This is a genomic window from Rahnella sp. CFA14(1/10) (assembly GCF_004195095.1).
Lineage (GTDB): Bacteria > Pseudomonadota > Gammaproteobacteria > Enterobacterales > Enterobacteriaceae > Rahnella > Rahnella perminowiae.
Genome location: NZ_SEWS01000005.1, coordinates 385,517 through 398,055, shown reverse-complemented (window position 1 = coordinate 398,055; position 12,539 = coordinate 385,517). Strand labels below are relative to the sequence as shown.

General features: G+C 52.6%; 10 protein-coding genes and 1 other RNA gene. 4 read left to right on the top strand and 7 right to left on the bottom strand.

Going from position 1 to position 12,539, the window contains the following annotated elements:
* Positions 1–23: 23 nt before the first annotated feature.
* The 3 genes from ssrS (at position 24) to asr (ending at position 1,588) form a co-directional block, all read left to right on the top strand.
* A non-coding RNA gene (ssrS, locus tag EVX52_RS12745) (6S RNA) lies at positions 24–207 on the top strand.
* 39 nt (positions 208–246) lie between these two features.
* The gene (locus EVX52_RS12740; protein WP_129953011.1) at positions 247–843 is read left to right on the top strand and encodes a 5-formyltetrahydrofolate cyclo-ligase; all 597 of its coding nucleotides are present in this window, start codon (positions 247–249) and stop codon (positions 841–843) included.
* Between the two features lie 271 nt (positions 844–1,114).
* On the top strand, positions 1,115–1,588 hold the full coding sequence (gene asr, locus EVX52_RS12735; protein WP_129991416.1) for an acid resistance repetitive basic protein Asr: 474 nt from the start codon (positions 1,115–1,117) through the stop codon (positions 1,586–1,588).
* 300 nt (positions 1,589–1,888) lie between these two features.
* Here asr and serA read toward each other — a convergent pair whose 3' ends face one another.
* Both serA and rpiA read right to left on the bottom strand, forming a co-directional pair.
* Positions 1,889–3,127 (bottom strand): phosphoglycerate dehydrogenase, encoded by a 1,239-nt coding sequence (serA, locus tag EVX52_RS12730; protein WP_129953012.1) that lies wholly within the window; start codon positions 3,125–3,127, stop codon positions 1,889–1,891.
* A 350-nt stretch (positions 3,128–3,477) separates the two neighbouring features.
* Positions 3,478–4,140, bottom strand: a complete 663-nt coding sequence (rpiA, locus tag EVX52_RS12725; protein ID WP_129953013.1) for a ribose-5-phosphate isomerase RpiA — start codon at positions 4,138–4,140, stop codon at positions 3,478–3,480.
* A 227-nt stretch (positions 4,141–4,367) separates the two neighbouring features.
* Between rpiA and EVX52_RS12720 the strand changes: the two genes are divergently transcribed.
* Entirely contained in the window at positions 4,368–5,270 is a 903-nt protein-coding gene (locus tag EVX52_RS12720) for a LysR family transcriptional regulator ArgP (protein ID WP_129953014.1), read from the top strand.
* Positions 5,271–5,323: 53 nt separating this feature from the next.
* Here EVX52_RS12720 and EVX52_RS12715 read toward each other — a convergent pair whose 3' ends face one another.
* From EVX52_RS12715 to EVX52_RS12695, 5 genes are all read right to left on the bottom strand, one after another.
* Positions 5,324–6,058 (bottom strand): oxidative stress defense protein, encoded by a 735-nt coding sequence (locus EVX52_RS12715; protein ID WP_129953015.1) that lies wholly within the window; start codon positions 6,056–6,058, stop codon positions 5,324–5,326.
* Between the two features lie 103 nt (positions 6,059–6,161).
* Positions 6,162–6,779 carry an arginine exporter ArgO gene (gene argO, locus EVX52_RS12710; protein WP_129953016.1) on the bottom strand — a complete coding sequence of 206 codons (618 nt, stop codon included), beginning with the start codon at positions 6,777–6,779 and terminating at the stop codon, positions 6,162–6,164.
* Positions 6,780–6,961: 182 nt separating this feature from the next.
* On the bottom strand, positions 6,962–7,849 hold the full coding sequence (mscS, locus tag EVX52_RS12705) for a small-conductance mechanosensitive channel MscS (RefSeq protein WP_129991415.1): 888 nt from the start codon (positions 7,847–7,849) through the stop codon (positions 6,962–6,964).
* A gap of 135 nt (positions 7,850–7,984) precedes the next feature.
* A complete protein-coding gene (locus tag EVX52_RS12700; protein WP_129953018.1) occupies positions 7,985–9,253 on the bottom strand; it encodes an MFS transporter in 1,269 nt (422 codons plus the stop codon).
* A 60-nt stretch (positions 9,254–9,313) separates the two neighbouring features.
* A complete protein-coding gene (locus tag EVX52_RS12695; protein WP_129991414.1) occupies positions 9,314–12,412 on the bottom strand; it encodes a beta-galactosidase in 3,099 nt (1,032 codons plus the stop codon).
* Positions 12,413–12,539 lie beyond the last annotated feature (127 nt).

The following is a 12,539-nucleotide window of genomic DNA, read 5'->3' as shown; positions in this document are numbered from 1 at the left end:
CAGGTTGTCAGAAACGGTAAAAAATTTCTCTGAGATGTTCGCCAGCGGGCCCGTCCCCTGAGCCGATAATTAGTACCAACAGAATGTGATGATCCGTAATCGGTGCGCATGCTCGGCCCGTCCGAGAAGCCTAAAGATTGCGACAGCACGTTCACCTTGAACCATGGGTTCAAGGGTTACAGCCTGCGACGGCATCTCGGAGATCCCCCTTTCTTTGCGGTACATCCCTTTCTGGTGTTTGTATCTATGTCTTATACTCCTCTGTTCGCATCAGCCCGACAAATTCTCCGCAGTGAAATACGCCAACGCAGACAGGCTCTGACTGCTGAACAGCAAACTGATTTTGCCCTTAAGGCTGCAGAACGCGTCGCAACCCACCCGAAGATTATGTCCGCCTCTACAGTTTCTTTGTTTCTGTCATTTGATGGTGAGCTGGATACCGCACCGTTGATCGGCCGCTTGTGGAACGAAGGCAAACAACTCTGCCTGCCGGTACTGCACCCTTTCTCGCCCGGAAACCTGCTTTTTTTGCGTTATACGCCCGACACGCCGCTGGTGCGTAATCGTCTCAAAATTCTGGAGCCACAACTGGATGTCACTCAGGTTATTCCGCTGCCGCAACTGGATATCATCCTGACGCCGCTGGTCGCCTTCGACAGTGCCGGGCAACGCTTAGGTATGGGGGGAGGCTTTTATGACCGCACACTTGAGCGCCGGGAAGCGGGCGGTCCGTATCCGATAGGTTTGGCGCACGATTGTCAGCATGTCGATGCCTTACCGGCTGAACACTGGGATGTACCATTACCTGAAGTCATCACGCCCGGAAAAGTGTGGGTCTGGTGATGCCAGGCAATATAAATTCACTGCAGGTAAGGTGTCAGCCGGAAACAGAGCATATCATTTATTAGTATGTTGTAACTAATTGCAGCCTCCGGCATCTCCTCTTTTGTCAGAAATAACCAACCCTTTGAAATAAAGCATATTTACCGCTTATACATACCGTTACACGCCGAAACCAATCACTCACGGACAACAGGGTTCGTCACGCCTATTATTCTCACATCGGCCCCGCAGTGGGGTAGACACATAAACCAAGACTCCTGAGGAATTAAACATGAAAAAAGTATTAGCTCTGGTTGTAGCCGCTGCAATGGGCCTGTCTTCTGTCGCTTTCGCTGCTGAAACTACAGCAACACCGGCACCTGCTGCCACAGCAACTACAGCGACTCCGGCTCATGCGACTAAGCATAAAGCACACAAGAAACCTGTTCAGAAAGCGCAGGCTGCCAAGAAACACAAAAAAGCAGCGAAGAAAGCACCGGTCGCTCAGAAAGCTCAGGCTGCTAAAAAACACGTGAAACACGCTAAGAAAGCGGCTCCGGTTGCACAGAAAGCCCAGGCTGCTAAAAAACACGTGAAACACGCTAAGAAAGCCGCTCCGGTTGCACAGAAAGCCCAGGCTGCTAAAAAACACGTAAAACATGCTAAGAAAGCCGCTCCGGTTGCACAGAAAGCCCAGGCTGCTAAAAAACACGTAAAACATGCTAAGAAAGCTGCTCCGGCTGCAAAAGCTACCCCGGCAGCATAAGAAGTAACGAAGAAGTCTTCGTGAGCATCGCTGCTCGCGCTTATCAAGACTGTTAATTTAACACCCGGTTCGCCGGGTGTTTTTTTCTCCGTTTATCCGCCCGAGGTACTGACAGATGATCCTGCGCCGCTACCTGTTCGAAATCACTTTTTCATCAGTGATCCTCTGTGGTCTGATCACCCTGTCTTTTTACTTCTGACGTTTTGATTCCCGCGTTCACCAGCGGATATTGTTTATTACCCTGATGCCAGAAACAAAAAAACCGCCTTCCGGCGGCTTTGTCATTTATGGCTGATATGCTCAGTAAAGCAAACGGGCACGAATGGTTCCCGGAATTGCCTTCATCAGTTGCAGTGCGGTATTCAGCGTCGTGGTATCTGTTTCAGCATCGATAACGACATAACCGATTTCAGGGCTGGTTTGCAGATACTGTGCGGCGATATTAATCCCTTGCTCCGCGAAAATCTGGTTGATGCTGGTCAGCACCCCCGGACGGTTTTCATGGATATGCAACAGACGGCTGGCTTTCTCGGTATGCGCAGGCAGAGAGGCTTCCGGGAAGTTAACCGCTGACAGGGTTGAACCGTTGTCAGAGTATTTCGCCAGTTTACCTGCCACCTCAAGGCCGATACCTTCCTGCGCTTCCATTGTCGAGCCACCGATGTGTGGCGTCAGCAGGACGTTGTCGAATTCACACAACGGAGAATTGAACGGATCACTGTTGGTCGCCGGTTCTTCCGGGAAGACGTCAATCGCCGCGCCGGAAAGATGTTTGCTGCGCAGTGCATCACACAGCGCCGGAATGTCGATAACGGTGCCGCGTGAGGCATTGATTAGCAGCGCGCCCGGTTTCATCTGGGCCAGCTGCGCCTCCGAAATCATGTCTTTCGTACCGGCAGTTTCCGGCACATGCAAGGTGACCACGTCGCTGGTGTTAAGCAATTCTTCCAGCGTCGCAATCGGCTGCGCATTACCCAATGGCAGTTTGCTTTCGATGTCGTAATAGAAGACGCGCATCCCCAGGCTTTCCGCCAGGATCCCCAGCTGCGTACCAATGTGGCCGTAACCAATGATCCCCAGACGCTTGCCACGCGCTTCGAATGAACCGACTGCCAGTTTGTTCCACACACCACGGTGCGCTTTCGCATTCGCTTCAGGAATACCGCGCATCATCAGCAACATTTCGCCCAGCACCATTTCCGCAACCGAACGGGTATTGGAGAACGGTGCGTTAAAGACCGGAATACCACGACGGGTCGCAGCTTTAAGATCCACCTGATTGGTGCCGATGCAGAAACATCCAACAGCCACCAGTTTTTCTGCTGCCTGGAACACTTCTTCAGTCAGCTGAGTACGCGATCGGAGTCCAACAAAGTGCGCGTCACGGATCGATTCTTTCAGCGATTGCGTGTCTAAAGCACCTTTGTGAAATTCAATATTGGTGTAACCCGCGGCACGGAGTGTATCAACCGCACTTTGGTGGACGCCTTCCACTAACAAAAACTTAATCTTGTCTTTCTCAAGTGATACTTTTGCCATTTCCCGACCCTATAATTTTCTGACTGAATTCAAACTGCATGGTGACTGCTCACAGTCAACATAACAAAAAATCCGCCATCATCAATACAAACGATTGCCTGCCCCCCAGCAGAAGGCTCAGCGCACCTGTTGGTTTTTAGCATTTCATGCTGGTTAGATTTTGCTGAGCCAGACGTTCAGGAGGAGAAATACAGGAATGTGACATAAGTCACCAAATTAAAGCTTTTAAATAAAAGATGATTCAGTCGGAAAATTATCATCTTCATAACATTGCGTTATGACAGCGGGATGACGAGGCGGAGACTGGCTGCCCGGGACAAAAGCAGCCAGATCTTCTGCTTATAGGCTGATTACTTCAGTTTGATGGTTTTGACACCTTCGGAAGTCCCGACCAGCGCCACATCAGCCCCCCGGTTGGCGAACAGACCGACAGTCACCACACCGGCAATACTGTTGATCTTATTTTCCATCGCGACAGCATCAAGAATATTCAGGTTGTGCACATCCAGGATCACGTTGCCGTTGTCTGTCAGTACATTCTGACGGTATTCCGGCAGGCCGCCGAGTTTCACCAGTTCACGCGCCACGTAAGAACGAGCCATCGGGATCACTTCAACAGGCAACGGGAATTTACCCAACACATCCACCTGCTTAGAGGCATCCACAATGCAGATGAATTTTTTGGCAATCGCGGCAATGATTTTTTCACGGGTCAGCGCCGCGCCGCCGCCTTTGATCATTTGCATTGCGCCATTGATTTCATCTGCACCGTCAACATACACATCCAGCGAATCCACTTCGTTGCTGTCGAAAACATGGATGCCTAAGCTTTTCAGTTTTGCAGTTGAGGCGTCGGAGCTGGAAACGGCGCCTTCTATCTGGCCTTTGATGGAACCCAGTGCATCGATGAAATGCGCGGCAGTGGATCCGGTGCCGACACCGACAATGGTGCCCGGCGTCACGTAATCCAGCGCGGCCCAACCGACTGCTTTTTTCAATTCTTCCTGCGTCATAATGGCTTCTCTGTCTGATAACACGAAAGTGGCGTGAATGGTTCGGTGAAACGAAGAGTGCGGGTGATTATAAAGCATGTCCCGGCAGATTGGGCAGTCAAGAGCGTGACCAGATCACACTTATTAAGTGCAATTGTGTTGCAAACACCCCGATTTTCCTCACCACAAAACCTGACAATCTGTGGCATAGTGTCCCGATAACATTGAATCCAAGGGACAGAACTCCGATGAAACGCCCGGACTATAGAACGCTGCAGGCACTGGACGCGGTGATCCGTGAGCGCGGTTTTGAACGCGCAGCACAGAAGCTTTGCATCACACAATCGGCAGTCTCTCAGCGCATTAAGCAACTGGAAAATTTGTTCGGCCAGCCGCTGCTGGTCCGTACCGTTCCCCCCCGTCCGACTGAACAGGGGCAGAAATTGCTGGCCTTGTTACATCAGGTGGAATTACTGGAAGAAGAGTGGCTGGGCAGCGACAGCAATCACGAAAGCAACGATACACCGCTGTTGCTTTCACTGGCAGTCAACGCCGACAGTCTGGCAACCTGGTTACTGCCTGCGCTGAAATCGGTGCTGGTCGATTCCCCTATCCGTCTTAATTTACAGGTGGAAGACGAAACCCGAACGCAGGAGCGCTTGCGTCGCGGCGAAGTCGTCGGTGCGGTGAGTATACAGCCACAGCCACTGCCGAGTTGTCTGGTGGATCAGCTCGGTGCACTGGATTATTTGTTTGTGGGTTCCAAACCTTTCGCTGATCGCTATTTTCCGAACGGCGTCACCCGCTCCGCCTTACTGAAAGCACCGGCGGTGGCATTTGACCATCTTGATGATATGCATCAGGCCTTCCTGCAACAGAACTTCGATTTATCGCCTGGCAGCGTGCCGTGCCATATCGTTAACTCATCGGAAGCGTTCGTACAACTGGCCCGTCAGGGCACCACCTGCTGCATGATCCCGCATTTACAGATTGAGAAAGAACTGGAAAGCGGTGAGCTGATCGACCTGACGCCGGGTCTTTTCCAGCGCCGTATGCTTTACTGGCACCGTTTTGCACCGGAAAGCCGCATGATGCGCAAAGTGACCGATGCCCTGCTGGCACACGGCCATCAGGTGTTGCGTCAGGACTGATTTGCCTGGCGAAAACAGAAATAAAAAACCCGCCGGAGCGGGTTTTTTCATATTTACTGTGCGGGAGCCTGAGGCTGCAATTCGAAAACGACATCGACCTGATCGTCGAAGTGAATGCTTTGCTGCTCGTAGGTTTGCGCCACATCGCTCTGGCCTGCGGCTTCAGCCGTTTTATACATACGTGCAACCGGCATCGGCTGGTAGTTAGCAACGTGGTAACGGATGCTGTAAACCGGCCCCAGTTTGGTATGGAAACCTTCGGCCAGTGATTTTGCCTGCTGCGTGGCATTTTCGATGGCTTTCTGACGTGCTTCATCGCGGAATTTATCCGGATTGGCAACACCCAGTTCAACCGCACGCACTTCATTCAGACCTGATTTCAGTGCGCCATCCAGCAGTTCGTTCAGTTTGTCCAGCTGACGTAATGTTACCTGAACCTGACGTACTGCACGGTAGCCTTTCAGCTGCGACGTGCCGTCTTTCAGATAGTTGTATTCCGGCTGAGTACGCAGGTTGGCAGCATTAATATCTTTTTTCTCAATGCCGTTTTTTTGCAGGAAAGCAAAGTATTCCGCCACGCGTTCATCAGCCTGCTTCTTGGCGCTGGCCGAATCATTCGCTGACACGCTGACTTCAATCGCCAGCGTCGCGATATCCGGCGTGGCATCCACGCTTGCGGTGCCTGACGTGACGACGTGCGGCCCGGCAGGTAATTCTGCCGCCTGTAACGTCAACGGTAATGTCCCTAATCCCAACATCGCTGCTACAGCCAATGCTTTCAGTTTCACAGTGCCTCCATTAATCATCAAAGATCTGGCAATAGATAGGTCAAACAATCTGCGAAACCGTAGCATAATCCGTTGCAACAGAAACTAAGATTAGTGACAAAACTCAAAATACCCCGGTCTGACGGGCCAGTTGTATTGCAATCCCCCACATAATGACGCCGACGATAAAGTTTATCACCCGCTGCACTTTGCCGGTATTAAGCCATGGCGCGAGCATAGCGGCGAGAATAGCCAGCCCGAAGAACCATATCACTGACGCACTGACGGCACCGAGCGCAAACCACGAACGCTCATCATGGCTCAGGCTGCCGCCCAGACTGCCAAGCACCACGAATGTATCAAGATAAACGTGCGGATTCAGCCAGGTCACCGCCAGCATGCTGACGACAATTTTCCAGCGACTTTGCTTCGCCACTTCAGCCTGAGCCAGTTCGGGATTTTTGCTGAATGCCGTACGAAATGCACCCCAGCCATACCACAGTAAAAATGCCACACCGCCCCAGCTCACCAGCAACAGTAACGTCGGGGATTGGCTCAGCAACGCGCTGCCGCCAAAAATACCGCCGCAAATCAGCGCAATGTCACTCAGCGCGCACAAGCCGGCGATCATCAGATGATACTGACGGCGGATGCCCTGATTCATCACAAATGCATTTTGCGGGCCAATCGGTAAAATCATCGCGGCGCTCATCGCCAGTCCTTGCAGGAAAATTGCCAGCATAGGGATATCCTTCAGAGAATCAGTAACAGAGATTGCGCGCAGTGTAAGGGCTTAGCGGGCATAAGAGGAAATGGAAATTTCTAATCGGTCATTAGCCTGGCTTATCAGCGACAGTGGGATATTTCAGGCATGAAAAAGGCGCCCGCAGGCGCCTGTGAAAATCCGAATCCGGGAGATATTTACTATTCGAAAGTGCGTCGTTCTTCCTGCTGGCTGCCCGCCGCATTCGCCACCTGATACAGGTGAACATCCATTTGCGGATAAGCAATATTGATATTGTTTTTATCCAGCGCACGTTTGAACGATTCCAGCAGATCCCATTTCACGTTCTGCGCATCACCGTTGTTGGTCCAGGCATACACGATGAAATTCAGGGTAGATGCCGCCATTTCGTTCAGACGAACCACGACACCTTTATCCTGCAAAACGCGCTGATCGGCAGTGATGATATCGGTCAGGATTTTTTTCACCAGATCAATGTCAGAATCATAACCTACGCCAACAGTCAGCTCGATACGGCTGGTCGGTTCACGTGAATTGTTGATGATGTTACCGGCGATGATTTTGCCGTTTGGCACCACAATAATTTTGTTATCCGGTGTACGCAGGGTAGTGGAAAAAATTTGTACCTGAGTGACAGTACCGGCCACGCCGCCGAGGTCAACATATTCACCGGCACGGAACGGCCGGAAAATCACCAGCAGAACGCCCGCCGCAAAGTTAGACAGTGAGCCTTGTAATGCCAGACCGACGGCCAGACCGGCGGCACCGATGACGGCGATCACGGACGTGGTTTGCACGCCAATCCTTCCCAGAACCGCAATCAGCGTGAAGGCGATAATCGCGTAACGCACCATGGCGGAAAGAAAATCGGAAACCGTGATATCAATACCACGAACTTTTAACACCCGGCTGACGGCACCGGAAACGATGCGGGCGATAATCAGCCCCACAATCAGAATGAAGACTGCTGCCACAATATTCACGGCGTAATGAAGCAATAACGCCTGGTTTCTCACCAACCAGTTGCCAGCATTATTGATGCTGCCCACCACGTTCAAATCATCCATTTAAGGTACCCCAAAATTACACCCTCACGGGCTGCAAAAACTAAAGCTGCCCCGTTTAACGAGGCAGCAAGTGTTCTGTAAGGTTAACTAACAATGCGATGAAGTGCCAATTTCGTAACAAAGACTGCAGATAAATTAAGGATTTGCGTGGCTGTTTTTTAACGGTTCAGGGGTTTTGAATGCCTGAAGAGGGCCGCGACCGCTCAGCGTAAAGGCAGAAATCACCGTGAAGGTCAGCGCGACTAATCCGAGGATCAGATAGGTGCCATGGAAACCGATACGGTCATACATATTGCCCGCGAAAACGGACATAAAGATGATCGCCACCTGTTTGAAGAAACAGAAGGTCACCAGATAAATCGTCGCCGAGAAACGCACTTCAAACACTGAGGTGATGTACTTGAAACAACCGACAATCAGGAACGGCACCTCAAACATATGCAAGGTTTTCAGCACCACCACTTCCAGCGGTGACGACGCGAAAGATGAACCGATGATACGCACGGACATAATAGCACCGGCCAGCAATAAAGCATTCTTGCCGCCAATCCGGTTCACAATCAGCGGTGCGAAGAACATGATGCTGGCGTTCAGCAGTTCGCCCATGGTGGTGACATAGCCAAAGACGCGCGTCCCTTCAGAAGATGACGCGAAGAAGGAGGTAAAGAAGTTAGCAAACTGCTGGTCAAATACGTCATACGTACAGGAGACGCCAATGACGTACAGCGCCAGGAACCACAGTTTTTTATCTTTCAGCAGTTCGACGGCCAGTTTGAAATTGAACGGTTTGCTGTTCGCCCCCAGTTCATTGACCACACGTGCGCTGGAGGTCACTTCCGGCCTGGCGATCAGCAACAGGATAGCAAGAATGACCGCACAGCCGGAGCCGAGCCAGAATACGAATTCATTGTTAATGGTAAACATGATGCCGACCACCGATGCGCACAGCGCCCAGCCGACACAGCCGAACATGCGTGCACGGCCAAATTCAAAGCTGCTGCGGCGACTGACTTTCTCGATATAGGCTTCAATCGCAGGTGCACCGGCGTTGTAAATCAGACCCAGGTAAATCCCGCCCACTACCGATCCAAGGTAAATATTTATTTTCAGTAACGGGCCAAATACATAAATAAAGAATGGCGCGAACAGGATCAGCATGCCGGTGATGATCCACAGCAAATGCTTTTTCAACCCCAGTTTATCGGCCAGTAAACCAAACACCGGCTGGAACAACAGCGAGAACAACGAAATACTGGCGAAGATGATGCCGGTGTCACTTTTGCTGATCTGGTTGATGTCATGCAGCCAGATCGGGAAAAACGGAAAATAGGCTCCCATGATGAAAAAGTAAAAGAAGAAGAACAGCCCGAACATCCAAAAGTTAGTATTTTTCAGGTAATACATAAGCAGATTCCTTACGTCTGAATACTGCGCTGCGGCGGGTTAAGGCCGCAGCGCTGGATATCAGGCACGCTTCCAGGTGAACGAATAATGATACTGACCGGCCGTCAGCAGGAAATCAGGACTGACGCTCGGGCTCCAGGAATCATCACCGCCGACGCCCATATGAAAGCCGTCGATGTTCAGCCAGGTGCCCTTTTCTTCACGCAATAAGTGACGATGGCTGGTGTCCATCAGCTGTTGCAGGCTGTAGCGACTCAGGCCAAAGTGAAAGTTTCCACGCAGCTTCCATCCGGCGTAATCCAGTTCGCGGGTTTCTCCACGCAGGCCATTTTCGGTCGGGAAAACGTACGGCGTGTACATCTCTGTCAGTGGCAACGTCCAGCGCCCGTGCTGCGCCGCCAGACGGCGGTCAGGATAATTCTCGTGCGGTCCCAGTCCCAGCCAGCTGACGTTTTCTGCGGTGTCCGCCAGCTGGCAGGTCATGCCAATGCGACCCGGCGACGGTACATTTGACGCCACGCGGACATCGGCGCTGATATGCAGTTCGCCCTGATTATCGATGCGGAAAATCTTACGGCTCAGCAGTCGCGTTTCTTCCCCCGCCATGAATGCGTGAGTGGTGGTGATCACCACGCTGTCCTGTAACTGGTCGGCACAGATGTTTAATAAACGCGATTCCAGCTGGTACATACCCGCCGCTTTCCAGCGTTCAACCCAGGCATTCGGATCAATACGGGTGACTTCGCTGACGCCGATATCGTTATCCACCGGCGCACGGATAAACTGGTCGCGCAGCGCACTCAGCAGACGCGGCGTTGAGCCATCAAACCACTGTTCCAGCAGTCCGCTTTGCTGGCTGAACTGCCAGCGCTGTGTGCCATGTGCTACCGTAATCAGGCCGTTTTGCTGCTCCAGTACCGGTGTAACAGCAGAAATTTTCTCCGTTACCTGTAAGGTCATTGGTTGCGGCAATTGCCATTGATCCCAGGCGCTGCGGTGCCCGGCTTCTGACCAGGCGGTCGCCTGCGGCTGATGCACTGCCACGTTCAGCCACAAATCCCCTTCCGACGAGGGAATATCGCCCAGATTCAGGGTTTGTTTGCCGTTTGGCGCGATATCTAACACCGCTTCGCCCTGCGAAATAACCTCGCCGTCACGTTCGATACGCCAGACCAGTTGTTCGTTATCGCTGTGGCGGAACAGATATTCGCTCTGAATTTCCAGCATCAGCGGCGAGGTGCTGATCAGCGAAAACTGGAAGAATTGCTGGGCGCGCTGCGCTTCAAACAAGGACGGATGCGGCGTACGGTCAGCAAACACCAGACCGTTCATGCAGAACTGACGGTCATTGGGCGTATCGCCAAAGTCACCGCCGTAGGCCATATAACGCTCGCCGTTATCGCCGGTGCGCAGCAGGCTCTGATCGACCCAGTCCCAGACAAAACCGCCCTGCAGACGCGGAAACTGGCGGAACGCTTGCCAGTATTTATCGAAGCCGCCAAAGCTGTTGCCCATCGCGTGGGCGTATTCGCAGAGGATCAGCGGACGGGTTTCATCCGGCATGCTGATCCATTTTTTAATCGACCATTTAGGTACGGCCGGGAACGGCTGATCCTGCTCAACACGGGAATACATCGGGCAGATAATGTCGGTTGCCGCACTGTTGGCTCCGCCGCCTTCGTACTGCACCGGACGGGTGGGATCAACAGACTTGATCCAGCGATAAAGTGCATCGTGATTCGCGCCATGACCGGACTCATTGCCCAGTGACCAGATGATGATGCACGGATGGTTGCGGTCGCGCTGAACCATACGCGTCACACGTTCGCTGAACGCGTTGAACCAGACCGGATCGTCCGAAAGACGGTTCATTGGCTGCATGCCGTGAGTTTCGATATTGGCTTCATCGACCACATACAGGCCATATTCATCGCAAAGTTTGTACCAAAGCGGATGGTTCGGATAATGCGAGCAGCGTACGGCGTTGAAGTTATGCTGCTTCATCAGCACGATGTCCCGGCGCATGGTGGCTTCGTCCATCACCTGACCGTTTTCAGGGTGATGCTCGTGGCGGTTGGTGCCGCGGATCAACACCGGCTGGCCGTTCACTTTCAGCAATCCGTTGCTGATTTCTACCTGACGGAAGCCCACATCGCAGGCTTCAGCTTCAATAAGCTGCCCCTGCGGAGAAATCAGGGAAACGACAGCGCGATAGAGGGCGGGCTGCTCAGCGCTCCACAACGCAGGCTGGCTGACCGGCAAACGCAGCGTGGTTCGGTCAAATGCCGACCCGCGCTCATCAATGATTTCGCTGCCGAGTGGTTGCAGATGCTGTGCAACCGGCTTGTCGCCCTGCCACAACTGGACGCGTATCTGGTAATCCGCTGCGTTTTCCTGCGGCACGGCGGCGCTGACCTGCACTTCCAGTTCGGCCTGCGTGAAGCCATGAAACAAATGCGTGCGCACCTGTAAGTCGGTAATCTGCTCCGCCGGTTTATGCAGCAAGGTGACGTCGCGGAAGATCCCGCTCATCCGCCACATATCCTGATCTTCCAGATAACTGCCGTCACTCCAGCGCAGCACCATGACCGCCAGACGGTTTTCACCGGCGTGCAGTACACCACTAAGATCGAATTCCGCCGGTAAACGGCTGTCCTGTGAATACCCGATCCACCGGCCGTTACACCATAAATAGAAAGCAGAGTTAACGCCGTTGAACACAATGCGCGTCTGCCCGCTGCTCAGCCAGTCATTATCCACAGAAACTGTGAGCGAGTAACAACCCGTAGGATTTTCTGCCGGTACAAACGGCGGATTGACGGGGATGGGGTATTGAACGTTGGTATAAATCGGTGCGTCATAACCCGCCAGTTGCCAGTTTGATGGCACCTGCACAGCGTCGGCACCTGCCAGATCCTGTTGCAGCCATTGCTCCGGCACGGCTTCAGGACGGTTAAAATAGCTGAATGCCCACTCGCCATTCAGGCTACGGATGTTTCCTGAAGCCTTATTATCTCTCGCTTCTTCTGCATCCCGCCAGCTGTTAAACGGCGGGTGTGCAGGTAACCTGTTGCACTGTGTCGAGGCCGGTTTTTCCCAGTCACGGCGGGCCAGAACAGTGGCCAGCGATGATAATTTATCTTCCGCTGATGTTGTCATAATATCTCCCCGGTAAATTGTTATGCGCTCACAATATGATAAACATGCGTAACCCGGACGAGTAAGTAAAGCGGAGGTATGCGGGAAAGGGACGCGGATCACAAATTCCGCGTCATGGGAGGGTTAA

Coding starts and splice junctions, on each gene's coding strand:
- mscS (WP_129991415.1), bottom strand. CDS start 7,849: ATGGATGATTTGAACGTGGTGGGCAGCATCAATAATGCTGGCAACTGG.
- asr (WP_129991416.1), top strand. CDS start 1,115: ATGAAAAAAGTATTAGCTCTGGTTGTAGCCGCTGCAATGGGCCTGTCT.
- rpiA (WP_129953013.1), bottom strand. CDS start 4,140: ATGACGCAGGAAGAATTGAAAAAAGCAGTCGGTTGGGCCGCGCTGGAT.
- serA (WP_129953012.1), bottom strand. CDS start 3,127: ATGGCAAAAGTATCACTTGAGAAAGACAAGATTAAGTTTTTGTTAGTG.
- EVX52_RS12695 (WP_129991414.1), bottom strand. CDS start 12,412: ATGACAACATCAGCGGAAGATAAATTATCATCGCTGGCCACTGTTCTG.
- EVX52_RS12700 (WP_129953018.1), bottom strand. CDS start 9,253: ATGTATTACCTGAAAAATACTAACTTTTGGATGTTCGGGCTGTTCTTC.
- EVX52_RS12720 (WP_129953014.1), top strand. CDS start 4,368: ATGAAACGCCCGGACTATAGAACGCTGCAGGCACTGGACGCGGTGATC.
- argO (WP_129953016.1), bottom strand. CDS start 6,779: ATGCTGGCAATTTTCCTGCAAGGACTGGCGATGAGCGCCGCGATGATT.
- EVX52_RS12740 (WP_129953011.1), top strand. CDS start 247: ATGTCTTATACTCCTCTGTTCGCATCAGCCCGACAAATTCTCCGCAGT.